The organism is Clostridium sp. 16K-1-R1 (assembly GCF_023921145.1).
GTDB lineage: Bacteria > Bacillota > Clostridia > Clostridiales > Clostridiaceae > Sarcina > Sarcina perfringens.
In genome coordinates this window covers 16,514-33,005 of sequence record NZ_CP046517.1, presented here as the reverse complement: position 1 = coordinate 33,005, position 16,492 = coordinate 16,514, and the positions used below count along the sequence as shown (strand labels likewise).

The window sequence follows — 16,492 nt, the reverse complement described above, 5'->3', positions numbered from 1 at the left end:
TTGCTTTTTATTAATTTCAATATATGTATATATTCAGTATATACATATATTGAAATTAATAAAAAAAGAGAGTAAAATTTTCTATAATTTTACTCTCTTGAAAAATTATTTTTAACATGGTATTATTAACTCAATTAAATTAAATAGTACGGAAAAGGAAAAATCCATTAAGTTTACTTACTTTGGCGAGTTGGGAAAACTTAATGGATGAACTTAAATCCGAAATAGAACAAAGTTCTATTTGAAATATTCACTTTTCATAGCTTTATGATATCAAAGCTATTGAAAAAAGTCAATGATATCTATTGACTTTTTAATAGAAATGTAATATTAGCAAATTTTAACTTCTTTCTATTTAGGATTTAGTGTAATTTCCTAGATGAAAGGAGTTATTTTTATGGCACACATACACTTATTAACTAAAGAACAGTTAGAACAAGAGAAAAGGTTTAATCTCGAAGAAAGAGATTTTCATGTCTTAAATCAAATCGAATATAAAGAGTCTAGAAGAAAAGCTCAAAGTATCTTAAGATTTATCAGAAAAGGTATTTTATTAAATAATGGATCTTGGAGCATCTCATTTTCTAAAATTCATAAAGATTATAATGATTGGGTAAATAAAAAGAAAAAGAAAAGACCAGAACTAAAAAATATAAGCTTAAAACAAATAAAAAATATAGTAAATAAATTAAAAGATTTAGGTTTACTTATTATTGAAAATGTAAAGAAAAAAAACTGTTATTTTCTACCATTACCCAATAAATTACCCAATAATGAAAACATTACAACCCCTGATACAACAAGCATAGAAGGTAATCAAGCTACTCCTAGGTATATTAGGAATAATAATATAGATATAGATTCTAATAGTAACTCAAAAGAATTTAATGCAGACATGTATGAAAAATGTACAAGTCTTGTTGATGTTAGAAATAAAGTTAAAGAGTTACTTAAAGCTGCAAGAGTTAAGAGCTCTTGGATTAAGAATAAGGTTTTAACAAAATTAAGTGAAAACTATAGAAATATAACTGTTAAATTTTTAGATAGTTATATTAATACAGTCATTGAGAACACTAGAAATACATATTATTCAAATTATAGAAAATATATCAATAACAATGCGAACAACCGAGTTCTACCAAACTTTACAGAAAGAAATTATTCAAAGGATTACTGGAAATACCTAGAAGAAAATCTATGTTTTAATTAATAATTTAACAATTAATAGAATTTATTGTTAAAAAATAGATTATAAATAAACTGAAAAATTTCCAGTTTATTAAAAATTGGGAATTACCATATTTTTTTTATAGATAATTTGATACAATGAGAACAAGAGTTCGCATAATGATGAGAACAACAGTTTGATATAATTTATTTTTTTGAGTTTAGAGTTTATAAATAAAATATCAAAGATTTATAAATCTTTGATATTTTAAAAAATGTATATTTTAACTTTCCAAAAATTTTATTATGGAGTTTAAATCTTTTATAGTTTTATGTATTTCTTGTTCTTTAGAAATATAGTAATTTTTTTTATTTTTTAAAATATCTAATAAATCAAGTTTTTCAAGTGTATCTAGATTTTGTTTTTTTAATGAATCATATGAAATTAAATTAGCTAAGAATTTAGAATCAATTTTTTTAAATATTAGATAGTCTAAAGATACATTAAAAAATTTAGAAATCTTAATTAAAACATTTAAAGTTGGTTCGCTTTCTCCAGATTCATAAAATGAGAGAGAAGATCTAGATATACCCAGTAATTTAGATAATTCTGATTGACTTAATAAATTTAATTTTCTAAGAGTTTTTAGATTATTGGGAAAAAAAGATAAATTATCTATTTTTATCACCTCATTTCAATAGGTTTAGTTTACCAAGAAAAAATATTAAAAATCATAAATGTTATTATATTGACTAAAATGTTTATATATTGACATTAGTGAGCGAGCGTGATAATATATAGGTAAATTAAATGAAAATATGGATAAAGGTGATAAATATGGAAAACAAGTTAAGCTTTCTAAGAAAGAATAAAGTGCTTTCTCAAAGGGAAGTTGCTAGCTTAATTGGTAAAGAAGCACGTTTTATTCACAAATTAGAAAATGGGAAAGTAAAAAATCCTACTGCAAGTGAAGTCTATAAATTATCTAGAATATACGATACAAGTATGGAAGAAATTTATAGAGCAATAGTATTAAACAACTAAATAAATTAAATTTAAGTTTTGTCCAGTAGGAGAAAAGGAGAGCGAACTACGCCCTTTTTTAATACACTTTTAGGACAAACTTTAGGAGTTGACGCTGTGAGAGGTAAAGGAGAACTTAATAAAAATAAAGTTGGAAGTCTTTATTTAGATGGTTTTTCGGGGAAAGAAATAGCAAAAATATTAGGGGCTAAGGAAGATACTATTTATAAGTGTCTTAGCCGAAATTTTAGTCATTTGAAAGAACATAATAAAGCTAAAAGGGAATTGAAAAAACTACAAGATGAAGAAATAAGGAAAATTACTCATAGGGAATGTAAAAAATATATGAGTGATAGAAACTTTGTTAAGACTAATAGTTCCATTTACAAACATAATGGACATGGAAATTTTAGTGTTAAAAAAGAAGAAGAAATTGGATGTGTAGTTCCTTTCGACGTTCCCAAACATTTTAGTTTTAAGAAAAAGTTTTAGACAACTTGGTACATATGCGAGATATATTTAAAAAATATTATTTCAAAGGGAGAGAGTTAAAATGAATAAGAGAATTAAGGCCATAATAGAATTTGTGAAAGTACATAAAAAAGAAACTATAGGAGTTGCAGTTGCTTTAGGAATAGCAGTCGTTGGTGTAGGTGGATATGCAATAAGTAAGCATTATACTACTGATACTAACAATATAACTTTAGCTGAGAAAAAAGAAGATCCTAAAGCAGATGAAGATAAAAAGTTAGAAGAAAATAAAGCTGCAGACAATGAAGAAGTAACTGTAGAAGAGCAAGAAGATGGATCATTAATTGTTAAAGATAAAGATGGTAATATCATCGCAGACAGTTCTAAAGGAGACGATGTTTCTAAGATAGTTGAAGAAAAGAAAGAAGCTGGAAGCGATGTTAATATAAAAAATAAAAAGGGTGAAGTTGAAAAAGTAGAAAGTGTTGATAATGGAACTATAAAAGTAGCAAATGGTGAAACTATAAGTTCTAAAACAGAAAATAAAGTTCAAGCTTCACAGTCAAGTGGTGAGAAGGTTGAAAAAGTGGAAGATGTAAAAGGCACTACTGCAAGTAGTGAAGGAAGTATTACAATTGTAAAACCTAGTAAGGAAGAAAGCTCTAGTAAGCCTGAAAGTAACAAACAAGAGCAACCTGAAGAGTCAAAGCCTGAAGAAGCTCCACAGCCTTCTCAAAAACCAGAAGAGAATAAACAAGAAAAACCTGCAGAAAATCAACAACAAACAAAGCCAGTTGAAAAGCCAAAGGAGGTTCAGTATATGGATTCAATGACACAACAACTTTGGAGTGAATATAACTCATATAGACAATCTTTAGGGCTTAATCCATTAAAGTGGAGTGGGAAATATGCTGAATGGACAAGGAAGCATGCAGAAGAGATGGCTAAAAAAAATACTGGTAGTTATCATAAGAGCTATCCAGAGGGCGGTCAAGTAGTTGGCAATAATTCATCAAAAAATTTAAATGCTAGTAAAATATTACAACAATTTAAAAATTCTCCTAAGCATAATCAAAATATAACAGAAGCAGATTTAACTGAAGGTGCATGTGCAGTTTATAAAAGTTCTGATGGAGATTATTACTTTACAATAGGATTTGACTATTAATTTATATATAAAGATCTAGAGTTTTACTCTAGGTCTTTTTTGATACTGTTTTTTAGGGGGGGAGAACATATGGGAAGAGTGAGGAAAGATTTTTATAAAGGAGAAGTATATAGGGGAGATATTTTCTATGCAGACTTAGGAGACATAAAGAGTAAGTTTGGTTCAGTACAAGGTGGAATTAGACCAGTTATTGTAATTCAAAATGATATTGGAAATAGAGAAGGTGAAACTTTTATAGTTACTTCTGTAACATCTAAGCCTAAAAGAAAAATGCCAGTACATACTAAAATAATAAAAGAATGTTTAGAAAAGCCATCTACTATTTTATTAGAGCAAATAACAACTATTTCTAGGTATCAGATGAGAGAGAAAATAGGAAAGCTAAATGGATATGAAATAAAAGAACTAAATAGAGCCTTAGGAATAAGCATCGGTTTAAGTTAGAAAGTTCAAGAGTGTTGCAATTAAGCAGCACTCTTTTTCAATATAAATTTTTAGAAAGGAGAAAAGAAAATGAAGTATTTTGATACATCTTAAATTAATTTATCAAAATAAAAAAATTAATAATATGGAGGAGAAAGAAAGTGAGTAAAACAAAAAGATTTAAACTAATTACAACGATAACTTTAATTTTTACATTTTTATTGACTAACATCAAAGTATTTGCTGTAGAAATAAATTCTACAGATGCAGAGAGTTATCTAAATTACAATTCTCCAACTTGGGGAAAGATTCTTCCTATAGGTAATCATAGATACTATGCTCCAGATCTAAGGACATGTTATTGTCTAAATACAGGTGCGCTGAATCCTACTGGCCAAGATTATACAGAAGAAATACCAGTTGATTCAGGAATAGAAACAATTGTTTATTGGGGATATCCTGCAAAAGATGGTTCAGAATGGGGAATATCAGCTGATGAATATAGATATTGTACTCAACTTGCTATTTGGGCTTATCAAAAAGAAGCAGGTTTAAGTAGGGGACTTGATAGAACAAGACTTCAAGATGGAACAGTATCTTTAAGTAGGTTAAAACCAGTAATAGACTTTTTAGTAGAAAAAGGGTTAAATAAAGAAATGCCTACTTTTTTTGAGGTATCACCAAATGACATAATTGCTAATCAAGAAGGTGATTATTTCGTTTCTGAGCCTATAAAAATAAAATCTGACTATGAGTTTAAAGATGCTAAGGTTACCATAAAAAGTTCAAGCAATTCTAATTTAATGGATTTAATAAAGATAAAAGACATGGATGGAGACGAAAGAGATACCTATAGTTCTAACGAAAGTTTTAGAGTTTATATTCCTATAGATACTGAAACTGGTGATATTAAAGTAAATGTTAAAGCAACTGTAGATATTCCAGCATTATTAGCATATGCAACTCCAGTTGAAGGTAAGCAAGATATGGGATTAGTAGATAGCAGTACTAATGCTATGGATAGAGACAATATTACTGTATCTTGGACTGGCTTAAATGGAGCAGTACAAGTTATTAAAAAGGGAGATGATGGTAAGCTTTTAACTGGGGCTAAATTTGTATTAAAAAGCACAGATGGCTCTAAAATCGCTGAAACGGCTTCTGAGAATGGGAAAGCAGTCTTTAATGATATTAAACCTGCAGATTACATTCTAGAGGAAACTGAGGCTCCTACGGGCTATTTAATAACTAATCCTGTTAATGTTACTGTAAAACCTAATAAAGTATCTACAGTTGAAATGGTTGATACTCAAATTAAAGGGGAAATTCAAATTTTAAAAATAGATGGAGAAACTCAAAAACCATTAAAAGGTGCAGAGTTTGAAGTTAAAAATGCTAATGGAGAAAGAGTAAAAACAATAATAAGTGGTGATGATGGTATAGCTGAAACTGGAGTATTACCTTTTGCAAATTATGTTATCAAAGAAATTAAAGCTCCGGACAAATATACTTTAGACGGAAAAGAATACCCAGTATCAATAACTAAACATATGGAAACAGTTAAGTTAACAGTTGCTAATACTAAGAAAAATGGTTCTATAGAAATTGTTAAAAAAGGTGATGATGGAAAGTTATTAGAAGGAGCAGAATTTAACCTAGAAGATACTAATGGAAAAGTTATAGCAGCTCAAAAATCTAATAAAGATGGAAAAGTTGTATTTAGTGATCTTAAAGAAGGAAATTATGTTCTTAAAGAAGTTAATGCTCCTAAGGGATACAACATTGTAAATCCAGTAAATGTAGAAGTTAAGGCTGATGAAGTAATTAAATTAGATTTAACTGATAAAGCAACAACAGGTAAGTTATTAATTAAAAAGGTTGACGTAGCAACAGGCAAAGAAGTACCAGGAGCTAAGATAAAAGTAACTTGTACTGAAGGTTTAGACAAAGGAAAATCATTCGAGTTTGTATCAACAGATAAGGAGCAAGAATTTACTTTAAAAGCTGGACAATACGAGTATGTGGAAACACAAGCACCAAAGGGATATGAGCTTAACAAAGAAGTAGGGAAATTTGAAATAACAAAAGAAGGCCAAGTTGTTAAGTGTTCTGTTAAGGATAAAGCAACAACAGGTAAGTTATTAATTAAAAAGGTTGACGTAGCAACAAGCAAAGAAGTACCAGGAGCTAAGATAAAAGTAACTTGTACTGAAGGTTTAGACAAAGGAAAATCATTCGAGTTTGTATCAACAGATAAGGAAGAAGAATTTACTTTAAAAGCTGGACAATACGAGTATGTGGAAATACAAGCACCAAAGGGATATGAGCTTAACAAAGAAGTAGGGAAATTTGAAATAACAAAAGAAGGTCAAGTTGTTAAGTGTTCTGTTAAGGATAAAGCAACAACTGGTAAGTTATTAATCAAAAAGGTTGATGTAGCAACAGGTAAAGAAGTACCAGGAGCAAAGATAAAAGTAACTTGTACTGAAGGTTTAGACAAAGGAAAATCATTCGAGTTCGTATCAACAGATAAGGAAGAAGAATTTACTTTAAAAGCTGGACAATACGAATTTGTGGAAACACAAGCACCAAAGGGATATGAGCTTAACAAAGAAGTAGGGAAATTTGAAATAACAAAAGAAGGTCAAGTTGTTAAGTGTGATGTTAAAGATAAAGCAACAACTGGTAAATTACTAATCAAAAAAGTTGATGTAACAACAGGTAAAGAAGTGCCAGGAGCTAAGATAAAAATAACTTGTATAGAAGGATTAGACAAAGGAAAATCATTCGAGTTTGTATCAATAGATAAAGAGCAAGAATTTACTTTAAAAGCTGGACAATACGAATTTGTGGAAACACAAGCACCAAAGGGATATGAGCTTAACAAAGAAGTAGGGAAATTTGAAATAACAAAAGAAGGTCAAGTTGTTAAGTGTGATGTTAAAGATAAAGCAACAACTGGTAAATTACTAATCAAAAAAGTTGATGTAACAACAGGTAAAGAAGTGCCAGGAGCTAAGATAAAAATAACTTGTATAGAAGGATTAGACAAAGGAAAATCATTCGAGTTTGTATCAATAGATAAAGAGCAAGAATTTACTTTAAAAGCTGGACAATACGAATTTGTGGAAACACAAGCACCAAAGGGATATGAGCTTAACAAAGAAGTAGGGAAATTTGAAATAACAAAAGAAGGTCAAATTGTTAAATGTGATGTTAAAGATTCTAAAACTACTGGTAAGCTAGTATTTAAGAAAGTAGATTCTAAAACTGGTGAAGGCTTAGATGGAGCAGAAATAAAATTAGTTTGTACTGAAGGTTTAGATAAAGGTAAAGAAATAACTTTCACTTCTAAGAAAGAAGGAAATGAACTTGATTTACTAGCTGGAGAGTATGAAATTTCAGAATTAAAAGCTCCAGAAGGATATGAGTTAACAAAGGAAATAAAGAAGTTTACAGTAAATAAACAAGGAGAAGTTGTTAATTGTACTTTAGACAATACTAAGTTTGAAATTGTTAAAACAGGTTCAAGCTTCGATGTTAATGCATTAATTCCATTTGGAATTATATTAGTAGCAGGAGGCTTAGGAGCATTAATACTTTCAAAGAAAAGAAAATTATTATAATTTTTTTAATTAAGAGAGTGCCATAAGGTACTCTCTTAAGTTTACATAAGAAAATAAGGAGATGGGATGTATGGTTATAACTATTATTTTAGGATTGATTATTATAAATATTTTTATTTATATGAGTTTGTTTAAAGTAGCTAAAAAAGCTGATGAAGAACTTAAATTATTATTTAAAAAACATAATTTTCAACAATAAAAGGGAGTGAGAAAAATGAGTGAAAACTTATTATGTGAAATAGAAAAGTTAGATTTAGAATTTAGTTCTTTATCAAATAGAAAATTAAATAAAAAGGACCTAGAATACAGAAAATATTTAATTTCAAAACTACAAAGATTATCGAAAGAGTATCTAAGATCTTGTGGAATAAGAAATAAATATAAACTTGAGAAGATCCTAAGAAAGTATTATTTTGAATACCACATAAAAACATATTTTAAGTTTTTTAATTTCAGTAACATAGCAGTTTAGAGTATTTAAAAATGGTTTATGTTAATTTTTTTACTTTCATAGGAATTCTTTTAACTATTTTAGGACTTTTTTTACTTATATTAGGTTTTGATAATTATATTCCGATTGTGGCAAGGATGATGTTTTTAGGGATATTTATATTGGGAATTTTTATTATAGGTCTTTCTTCTACTTGGGTATTAATGAGTGTAAAGATATTGATATTAGAAAGTATAGGCTTATTTATATTAAATATATTTTTAATATTTATATTTTCTAGGTATGAAGTTAAAAAGAAGTTTATAAAAGTATTTTTGATATCTTTAAGAGTTTTATTAGGGCTGTTAAATATATATTTAATTATTTTAAGCTTAATAAATTTAATTAAAGCTTATTTTACAGTGATAGGGTGTGTTTAAAATGATGAAAAAAGCCTTTATAACCTTAATTATGATTGGAATATTGTTAATAGGAGTAGCTTTATTTATTGATTTTAAATCAAAGTCAATCCAGGAAGATTTAGTTCAAAAATACGAAGAAAAAATGTACAGTAATTCTTCAGTAAATTATAGTTATAATCCTGAAACAACTGAAAATATAGAGAAAAAAGAAGCTATAAAAGATACTTTTACTCAACCTAATAATAAAAATAAAGCTGAAAAAAATGATGTAATTGGGATATTAGAAATAGATAGTATAGGTGTTAAAGCTCCTATAGTTTTAGGAGAAGAAAATCTAGATTATGTAGTGGCTAAGTACAGATCAAGTTATGATTTTGGAGAATTAGGAAATGTAATATTAGCTGCGCACAATAATATGCGTGGATCTATATTTAGAAACCTTCATAATCTTAAAATAGGATCTACAGTAAAAATAATATCTGATAATAAGGAGTTTGAATATAAAATTACTAATCGATATATCGTAGAACCTAATGATACAAGCAAAATAAATTTTTCAAATGATAAAAAAGAAATAACTTTAATAACTTGCATTAACCATGCTAAACAAAGATTAATTTTAACTGGAGAATTAAAGTAAATTAGGAGGAAAATGAATGTGTATGAATAAGAACACTAGAAAGATAGGCGAAGTTAGAAAAAAAGTTGAAGCTATAAGAGAAGAATTAGAAAAGGATGCTCTTTTTACTGCTAAAACAAAGGAGTCAAAGGAGAGAATTAATGTAATAATAACTCAAGATGCCAATGATAAAATAATTGACTTTATGTATGATAATGCAAAGGTTCTTAAAGAACAGTATGGCATACAATCTAGAAATAAATTATTAGCTGCAATTATAGAATTTGAAGCAGATAATATAGAAAATATATTTGAAAAGTTAAAAAGAAAGGAGAAATAAGATATGGGATTTAGTTTAAGAAAATCTTTTAAAGTTGGTAAAAATTCTAAAGTTAATTTATCAACTGGAGGGGGTGTGGGATTTAGTACAGGTAAAAAAGGAGCAAGAGTTTCTGTAAATAAAAATGGAGTAAACTTCTATGGTGGTAAAGGTATTTTACGATTTACTAAACATATTAGTTTTAAGAAAATATTTAGTTTTTTAAACAATCTAAACAAATAAAATAATCATATAAAACGAGTTGTTCTCCAAGAACTTAAATAATGTTCAAGGGGGAATTTTTTTATGCAAAAATCAATGTTAAAACCACCAATTACAAGGTTAGGTGGCAAGAGCAAATTGAGAAAAGAGATAATAAGTATGATGCCAGACCATGTGTGTTATGTAGAACCGTTCTTTGGAGCGGGGTGGGTCTATTTTGGCAAGTCTAAATCAAAAATCGAAGTTATAAATGACATTGAAAATGAAATACCAAACCTATTTAAAATTATAAAGTATCATGCTCCGGAAATGAAAAGGCTTCTGTCCTATGAAATATCCGGAAGAAGTATATTCAATGAATATAAAAATGCTACTTTAGAGCATTTAACCGATATACAAAGAGCTATAAGATTTATGTATCTTATAACTCAAAGTTTCGGCGGTCAAGGTAATCATTATGGTTATGGAACTAATACATTACCATCACAAAAAATTTTTGATTGTAACTTAGATGAACTACAAGAAAGATTAAAAAACACTTATATAGAAAACTTAGATTTTCAAAAAATAATTGAAAAATATGATAGGGAATATACATTATTTTTCTTAGATCCGCCGTACTATGGTACAGCCGGATATGAAGCAGAGTTTGGAATAAAAGAGCAATTAAAACTTAGAGATATTCTTAAAAATATCAAAGGAAAGTTCATTCTAACAATCAATGATTGTGAAGAAACTAGAAGCTGGTACAAAGATTTTAATATCAAAGAAGTTGAAGTACATTATTCAGTTTCAAGGCAATCAGAAGGAAGAAAAAGAAACAAAGAGTTGATAATTACAAACTATTAAAAAGTATATGGAAGGAGATAAAATTATGGCTGCAAAGTTAGATAAAAATTTAAAGGAATTAGCACAAGATTTATTAAAATTACAAGGAGTAGAATATATAGATTGGTTAAATAAAAAGCACCAAGAAGTAATAACTAAGAATACAAAGATTATAAGAAATTGTGTTAAAAATGAAATAAAAAACTCAAATAAAAAAGATGAAATTATAGAAGAAATTAATCAAGAAAGTAATGAAAATCTTGAAAGTTTTGAAGATGAAAATTACAATGAGGATGAAGTAGAAAGTGAACGGAAGGAGTTAATTTATTAGGTGAAAGATTTAAATTTATATGCAAAAGAATTAGTTGATGTAGTTAACTATTTAATGAAAAAAAATCAATTAGTTTTTAGTAGAAACAATAAGTTTATTTATGTAAATACAGAAACAATAAAGAGTATGTTAGAGAAAAGAAATTATGATACTGTTGATGGGAAATTGTATCTTTGGAGAGAGTTAGAATGGATTGAGTGTGCAGAAGATAGGTTCAATAAACGTATAAAAATAGATGGAGAAAATATGTATGCAGTAGTTATAAAATATAGTTCATATAGTATTTTAAAAAGGCTCTATTTAGAGTAAAATATGAACTTTAAAATGTTAATTTTATAGGGAACTTTAGGGGGAACTTTGCAAGGAACTTTACAGGGAACTTTAAAAATTTAAATTGATATAGAAGTTCCCTGTATTAATATTAGTATTTTAAAGAGATATATCATTATTAGTTCCTTATCGTATTATAGAGTATATATTATATATATAATATATACATATAATGTATTAGGAGTAAATTGTGTTTTAATTTGCGACTAACATTTTTATATGTATATGTTGTATAGATAATTTTATACTCTTAGGCTATAGATGTATATCTATAGTCTATACAGTAAATAACGTATAGTTATTTACTGTATAATATAATAAGTAATTTATTACTTATTATATTATTTTAGATAGGAGTATTTTCATTTATGAATATATATAATCTTAAAAAAGAAATGAAAAATATTATTTATTCTGATTCTTCTTTAAGTAAAAATTCTATTAGAGATAGAAACTCAGCTCTTAATAAAATATTTGAAAATTTTAATAACCTTGATGATGTTTCTGTTATTACTAAAGATAAAATTTTAGATAACTTAAATTCAATTAAATTTAAAACTAAATTATCTGCAGGTGTTAATGCTATTAGATTTTTAAAAGAACATAATCTTGATATTGATTTTCCTTCTGAAGATGAACTAAAAGAGATTATTAAAAATAAAAAGAAGAATAATCGTAAACCTACTGCAGAGAAAAATTTAATTGATATTGAAAGAAAAGTTAATAGAGTTAGAAAGAAAAATTATAGACTAGCTTATAAGTTAATGTTAGAGTCGGGACTTCGTGTTCACGAAGTTGCAGCTCTAAAGAAAGATGATTTTTCTTTTGATAAAAACCTAATAACTATTAATCTTAGAGAAGCTAAAGGAAATAAACTTTGTTCTATTGAACTTGAAAATAAATATTTATCTAAAAATATTGGTGAGCTTATTGAAACTAAAAGTGAATATGAAAGAGTATTTCCTCACATGAGATACTTACAAGAACAAGCTACTAAAATGGGAATACAATGTCATGATCTGCGAAGGGGGTTTGCTAAAAGAACTTATAAAGAAGAATTAAAAAATGATGTTTCTAAAAGCGAAGCTTTAGATAAAACTAGAATAAAGTTACGTCATACTAGAAGTGATACTACTGAAATTTATTTAAGATGTAAAATTAAAGTTTAAGGAATGGAGTGGAATATTTGAATAACTTTACATTAAATGATTTGGAATTTATATTTATGGTTTTAAAAAAAATCTTAGATGCCAATAAATCAAATATTAAATCTATTAAAAAAAAGGAATGCATAACTAAAGTAGACATAAAAACTTTAATGGAATATAGCGAATTAGAAATGAATTTAAAAGTTATAATAGATAAAATAGAAACTTTAATTAATGAAAAAAATATTTCATAAAGGGCACTTTTAATAAGTGCTCTTATTTTTTTAGAAAGGAGTGTTTTTTTGAGTAGTGATTGGGAGAAAAAAGTTAATCAGGAAGTAGAAAATGGATTAAACGCAATTATAAATGAGATTGCCAATGTTCTAAAAATTTTCTTTTTTAGAGTTGGATTAGGTTTTAAAAAATCTTGGAAGAATAAAAAGCTTTTTATTGGTTTCTTTTTAAGTTTTTTAATTCCTATAGCTGCAAGAATTAAAAGTGATTACTTTCTTGTAGACACTAAATTTTATTTTAAAATAATATATTTTTTAACCTTTATAGCTCCTTTATTTTATATGGTTATAGTATCTTTTGTTAAGAATAAGGAAGATAAAAGGAATGCAGAATATAGACTTGCTTTTGAACAATTAAACTTTGTTGGTGCAGATTCTAAAACACCAATTTTAAAGTCTTTCATTGAAGATAAGGGTACTAGAATTGATGAAATAACCTTTGAGTCAATGATACCTATTGAAACTTGGAAAAGTTATATTCCACAACTTCAAACATCATTAAATATTTCTATAATTTCAATAGAGCAAGGAGCTAGTAAAAGAATTGTAATTATAAAATCTATGGCTGGAGATGCTAAGATACCTAAGTACCTTCCTTGGGATGATAAGTATATAGAAGAGCAAGAAGGGGTAGTTGTTGTTGGACAAACTTTTAGTGGAAATATAAAAATTGATTTAAATAAAAGCCCTCACATTTTATCAGCAGGGGAAACTGGATCAGGTAAATCTGTAATTTTAAGATGCATACTTTGGCAACTATTAAAACAGGGTGCAATAGCCTATATGGTCGATTTTAAGGGAGGCGTTGAATTCGGTTTAGAGTATGAAAAAGTAGGGCAAGTAATAACCGAAGTTGATGCTGCAGAAAAGTTATTTAAGTATTTAGTAGATGAAAATGCAAAGAGATTAAAGCTTTTAAGAGAAAGTGGTTCTAAGAATATAGGGGAGTACAATAAAAAGTTTGAAGGAGAAGAACTTAAAAGAATTATTGTTGTTATAGATGAATTAGCAGAGTTAATGGATAAGACGGGTGTTGATGATGAAACTAGAGCTAAGTTAGTAAGAATAGAAGGCTATACATCTACATTGGCTCGTTTATCTAGAGCAACTGGAATTAATCTATGTATTGGAGTTCAAAGACCAGATGCAAAGGTAATTACAGGACAAATTAAAAATAATGTACCAGTAAGAATTTGTGGTAGATTTGCAGACTCTAAAGCTTCTGAAATTGTTTTAAGTAATACTAAGGCAAAAGACTTACCAGAAGTTAAGGGAAGATTTTTATTTAAGCTAGGAGCTGATACAGTACAGTTTCAAGCATTTTATTTTGATGATGATAAACATTTTATACCTAATAAAATTTTAAAACTAAGAAAAGATGAAATTGAAGATAAGAAAGTTGGTCTAGATTTAAATAAAGAAAAGTTAATTGATAATGATTTAATGAATAGTGTAAACGAAAAATTTGAAATTAAAGAAGTTAAATCTATGGATTCAAATATTGAAAATGAAGATGATAGTAAATTTGAAAATTTTGAAGAACAAAATAAAACTGAAAATCTAAAATCAACTATAAATGATGATTATGAATAATAGGAGGTAGCAATATGTTTTTTAAAAGAAATAAGAGTAATATAACTTATGCTAAAAAAGAAGGAGATAAAGCTTTAGGGGTATTAATTAATGCTCCTAAAATTTTACCTTGGAGCAATAATTATTTAGATGAAAAAAATGGAGTTATAAACTTAGGAACAGGATTAAATGATTCTGTTATTAAGTTAGATTTAAATAAAGCTCAAAATGTATTAATCGTTGGTGAAATGGGAGTAGGTAAAACTTTACTTACAAAAAATATTATTTGGCAACTTGTAAATCAAGAGTCAGATGTTTATATGATTGAGTTATCAGGTCACGATGAGTTTGATTCAAGGTACAGTATGATGGGACAAGTAATAAATGATCTTAATAGTTTAGAAAATTTATTAAAAGAGCTACTAGATGAACAGGAAAGAAGAACTTTGATTTTAGAAGAAGATGAATTTAAAAGTTTTGGAGCTTTCAATGAAAATAGGTTTGATTCTAAGAAGTTAAAAAGAAAAGTTGTTGTTATTGATAATTATTATAATCTTTTAGAGAAAGCTAATATTAGCTCAATAGAGCAAATACAGGTAGAGATAATAGAGAAGAGTTTAATTAAATTAATAAGTTCAACTAAAGATACAGGTATTAATTTAATAATTACTGACAATGAGATAAGCAAATTAAATATTGAGTTAATAAATAAAATTCAAGTTAAAATTTGTGGTAGACATAATGAGCGTAACTCTAAATTAATGCTAGGCGATGATAGAGCTAGAAAGTTAGATTGTATAGCAAGTTTTTTTATGAAAATAAATAATGAAATTGAATTTTTTGAAGCTTATCGTTTTAATGAAGAAAAGCAGTTAAAGATTTTAGAGTCAATTAAAGTAGAAGGCAAAGAACCAATTTTTAAAATTGACTTTGAAACTGATATAAATACTATCCTTCCAGGAACTTTGGGAGATGGTAAAAACTTTGTATTAAAAGATAGGAGTGAGGATTGTGTTTAGAAAGAATAAAGAAAATACTAAGCCTAAAAAAGAGAAGAAAGAAAAAAAGTCTTTCTTTAAGAAAAAAGATAAACTTAACATGGATCTTGAGGATTCAGTTGCTAATTTAGATAAGCAGGTTAATGGTGTTAAGGAGAAAAAATTAGTAAGTGTAATGCCTTTTAGAATAGCAAGAGCTTTTATATGGGTTCTTATAGGTATTCTTTGTTTTAGGGGGGGAGTTTCAGTCTTTAAAGGTAATCAATCTGAAGCTTTGAAGAAAGAAAATGAAAAGATATTAAATAATATGGAGAAGCAAAGTTCACTTGAAACTCAAGCTTTTTCTTTTGCAGAAGAATTTGCTTGGGATTATTTTTCGAGATATCCAAGTGATACTCAAGATTTTGTAAGAAGAATAACGAAGTATACTACAGAGCAACTAGCAAATGAGATGAATAATGGAACTTATTCAGATGTCATTTATACTAGTGCTTTTTATTTTGAAAAATATTCTGAAAATCAAGTTAACGTAAGTGTTAAAGCTAGAGTAAGAGTTTATATACCTAAAGCTGGCCAAGAGCAAACTCCACAGGACCAACTTCAGTATGATACTAATTTAGTTGATTACTATTTAGAAGTTCCTATAGTTTTCGATAAAGATATGAATATGGCCGTGGATGCATTACCAGTAATGACAGCTCCACCAGAGAAAGCTTATTTCAAAAATAAAGAGTTCTCCGGAACTAGCGAAAATGATGCTGATAAAACTAAAAAGATTACAGATAGTGTATCTCAATTCTTTAAGGCATATTACGAGCAAAATCAAACACAAATAGATTATTTCTTAGTTGATGGAGCAGATATTAAGGGAGCAGGTCAAAAGTTCTCTTTCAATAAAATCGATAGAATAAATATTTATAAGCTTAGTGATAAAGAATTCTTGGCAATTGTAGACTTAAATGTAGATTCTTTTGGAAATGCAATAAAACAAGGATTTAACCTTACTGTAGTTCAAGAAGGAGACAAGTTCTTAGTTAAAACTTTAGAGCCAAGAACTTCAAACATAGATTTAAATAATAAGAGCAATAATTAGGAGGATTT

General features: G+C 27.5%; 20 protein-coding genes. 19 read left to right on the top strand and 1 reads right to left on the bottom strand.

The annotated features are described in order from the left end of the window. Positions 1-397: 397 nt before the first annotated feature. A complete protein-coding gene (locus GOM42_RS15360; protein ID WP_208336837.1) occupies positions 398-1,210 on the top strand; it encodes a plasmid replication protein in 813 nt (270 codons plus the stop codon). Positions 1,211-1,451: 241 nt separating this feature from the next. Here the strand turns inward: GOM42_RS15360 and GOM42_RS15355 are convergent, their stop codons facing one another. After that, positions 1,452-1,856: a helix-turn-helix transcriptional regulator gene (locus GOM42_RS15355; protein WP_003465074.1), complete on the bottom strand. Its 405-nt coding sequence runs from the start codon at positions 1,854-1,856 to the stop codon at positions 1,452-1,454. A 149-nt stretch (positions 1,857-2,005) separates the two neighbouring features. On the opposite strand from GOM42_RS15355, the gene GOM42_RS15350 reads away from it, so the two are divergent. The 18 genes from GOM42_RS15350 (at position 2,006) to GOM42_RS15270 (ending at position 16,484) form a co-directional block, all read left to right on the top strand. Continuing rightward, positions 2,006-2,212, top strand: a complete 207-nt coding sequence (locus GOM42_RS15350) for a helix-turn-helix transcriptional regulator (RefSeq protein WP_003449019.1) — start codon at positions 2,006-2,008, stop codon at positions 2,210-2,212. Between the two features lie 96 nt (positions 2,213-2,308). After that, a complete protein-coding gene (locus GOM42_RS15345; RefSeq protein WP_015060517.1) occupies positions 2,309-2,683 on the top strand; it encodes a helix-turn-helix domain-containing protein in 375 nt (124 codons plus the stop codon). A gap of 61 nt (positions 2,684-2,744) precedes the next feature. Then, complete coding sequence (locus tag GOM42_RS15340; protein WP_015060518.1) at positions 2,745-3,830, top strand: CAP domain-containing protein; 1,086 nt, start codon at positions 2,745-2,747, stop codon at positions 3,828-3,830. A 69-nt stretch (positions 3,831-3,899) separates the two neighbouring features. Next, on the top strand, positions 3,900-4,274 hold the full coding sequence (locus GOM42_RS15335) for a type II toxin-antitoxin system PemK/MazF family toxin (RefSeq protein ID WP_003463943.1): 375 nt from the start codon (positions 3,900-3,902) through the stop codon (positions 4,272-4,274). 140 nt (positions 4,275-4,414) lie between these two features. After that, the gene (locus GOM42_RS15330) at positions 4,415-7,879 is read left to right on the top strand and encodes a SpaA isopeptide-forming pilin-related protein (protein ID WP_078210020.1); all 3,465 of its coding nucleotides are present in this window, start codon (positions 4,415-4,417) and stop codon (positions 7,877-7,879) included. A gap of 70 nt (positions 7,880-7,949) precedes the next feature. Continuing rightward, positions 7,950-8,078 (top strand): hypothetical protein, encoded by a 129-nt coding sequence (locus tag GOM42_RS15700; protein WP_015060520.1) that lies wholly within the window; start codon positions 7,950-7,952, stop codon positions 8,076-8,078. A 15-nt stretch (positions 8,079-8,093) separates the two neighbouring features. Then, positions 8,094-8,351: a hypothetical protein gene (locus GOM42_RS15325; RefSeq protein ID WP_015060521.1), complete on the top strand. Its 258-nt coding sequence runs from the start codon at positions 8,094-8,096 to the stop codon at positions 8,349-8,351. Positions 8,352-8,750: 399 nt separating this feature from the next. After that, positions 8,751-9,371 (top strand): class D sortase, encoded by a 621-nt coding sequence (locus tag GOM42_RS15320; RefSeq protein ID WP_015060523.1) that lies wholly within the window; start codon positions 8,751-8,753, stop codon positions 9,369-9,371. A gap of 16 nt (positions 9,372-9,387) precedes the next feature. Next, positions 9,388-9,690, top strand: a complete 303-nt coding sequence (locus GOM42_RS15315; RefSeq protein ID WP_015060524.1) for a hypothetical protein — start codon at positions 9,388-9,390, stop codon at positions 9,688-9,690. Positions 9,691-9,693: 3 nt separating this feature from the next. Then, positions 9,694-9,912 (top strand): DUF4236 domain-containing protein, encoded by a 219-nt coding sequence (locus tag GOM42_RS15310; protein WP_015060525.1) that lies wholly within the window; start codon positions 9,694-9,696, stop codon positions 9,910-9,912. A 63-nt stretch (positions 9,913-9,975) separates the two neighbouring features. Further along, complete coding sequence (locus GOM42_RS15305) at positions 9,976-10,740, top strand: DNA adenine methylase (RefSeq protein ID WP_015141699.1); 765 nt, start codon at positions 9,976-9,978, stop codon at positions 10,738-10,740. Positions 10,741-10,765: 25 nt separating this feature from the next. Further along, the gene (locus GOM42_RS15300) at positions 10,766-11,050 is read left to right on the top strand and encodes a hypothetical protein (RefSeq protein ID WP_015060527.1); all 285 of its coding nucleotides are present in this window, start codon (positions 10,766-10,768) and stop codon (positions 11,048-11,050) included. Beyond that, positions 11,051-11,359 carry a hypothetical protein gene (locus GOM42_RS15295; RefSeq protein ID WP_003458874.1) on the top strand — a complete coding sequence of 103 codons (309 nt, stop codon included), beginning with the start codon at positions 11,051-11,053 and terminating at the stop codon, positions 11,357-11,359. Between the two features lie 389 nt (positions 11,360-11,748). Continuing rightward, a complete protein-coding gene (gene tcpM, locus GOM42_RS15290) occupies positions 11,749-12,549 on the top strand; it encodes a MobM family relaxase TcpM (protein WP_057258446.1) in 801 nt (266 codons plus the stop codon). 17 nt (positions 12,550-12,566) lie between these two features. Beyond that, a complete protein-coding gene (locus GOM42_RS15285; protein ID WP_003458795.1) occupies positions 12,567-12,782 on the top strand; it encodes a hypothetical protein in 216 nt (71 codons plus the stop codon). A gap of 48 nt (positions 12,783-12,830) precedes the next feature. Further along, complete coding sequence (locus tag GOM42_RS15280; protein ID WP_252597743.1) at positions 12,831-14,414, top strand: FtsK/SpoIIIE domain-containing protein; 1,584 nt, start codon at positions 12,831-12,833, stop codon at positions 14,412-14,414. A gap of 14 nt (positions 14,415-14,428) precedes the next feature. Beyond that, positions 14,429-15,412 (top strand): FtsK/SpoIIIE domain-containing protein, encoded by a 984-nt coding sequence (locus GOM42_RS15275; RefSeq protein WP_003479713.1) that lies wholly within the window; start codon positions 14,429-14,431, stop codon positions 15,410-15,412. Next, positions 15,405-16,484: a conjugal transfer protein gene (locus GOM42_RS15270; RefSeq protein WP_252597742.1), complete on the top strand. Its 1,080-nt coding sequence runs from the start codon at positions 15,405-15,407 to the stop codon at positions 16,482-16,484. Before GOM42_RS15275 ends, GOM42_RS15270 begins: the two co-directional genes overlap by 8 nt. Positions 16,485-16,492 lie beyond the last annotated feature (8 nt).

What these genes read in the sequence shown, in the direction of transcription:
- GOM42_RS15275 (WP_003479713.1), top strand. Translation starts at nt 14,429, where the DNA reads ATGTTTTTTAAAAGAAATAAGAGTAATATAACTTATGCTAAAAAAGAA.
- GOM42_RS15340 (WP_015060518.1), top strand. Translation starts at nt 2,745, where the DNA reads ATGAATAAGAGAATTAAGGCCATAATAGAATTTGTGAAAGTACATAAA.
- GOM42_RS15325 (WP_015060521.1), top strand. Translation starts at nt 8,094, where the DNA reads ATGAGTGAAAACTTATTATGTGAAATAGAAAAGTTAGATTTAGAATTT.
- GOM42_RS15300 (WP_015060527.1), top strand. Translation starts at nt 10,766, where the DNA reads ATGGCTGCAAAGTTAGATAAAAATTTAAAGGAATTAGCACAAGATTTA.
- GOM42_RS15700 (WP_015060520.1), top strand. Translation starts at nt 7,950, where the DNA reads ATGGTTATAACTATTATTTTAGGATTGATTATTATAAATATTTTTATT.
- GOM42_RS15360 (WP_208336837.1), top strand. Translation starts at nt 398, where the DNA reads ATGGCACACATACACTTATTAACTAAAGAACAGTTAGAACAAGAGAAA.
- GOM42_RS15335 (WP_003463943.1), top strand. Translation starts at nt 3,900, where the DNA reads ATGGGAAGAGTGAGGAAAGATTTTTATAAAGGAGAAGTATATAGGGGA.
- GOM42_RS15350 (WP_003449019.1), top strand. Translation starts at nt 2,006, where the DNA reads ATGGAAAACAAGTTAAGCTTTCTAAGAAAGAATAAAGTGCTTTCTCAA.
- GOM42_RS15310 (WP_015060525.1), top strand. Translation starts at nt 9,694, where the DNA reads ATGGGATTTAGTTTAAGAAAATCTTTTAAAGTTGGTAAAAATTCTAAA.
- GOM42_RS15320 (WP_015060523.1), top strand. Translation starts at nt 8,751, where the DNA reads ATGATGAAAAAAGCCTTTATAACCTTAATTATGATTGGAATATTGTTA.
- tcpM (WP_057258446.1), top strand. Translation starts at nt 11,749, where the DNA reads ATGAATATATATAATCTTAAAAAAGAAATGAAAAATATTATTTATTCT.
- GOM42_RS15305 (WP_015141699.1), top strand. Translation starts at nt 9,976, where the DNA reads ATGCAAAAATCAATGTTAAAACCACCAATTACAAGGTTAGGTGGCAAG.
- GOM42_RS15315 (WP_015060524.1), top strand. Translation starts at nt 9,388, where the DNA reads ATGTGTATGAATAAGAACACTAGAAAGATAGGCGAAGTTAGAAAAAAA.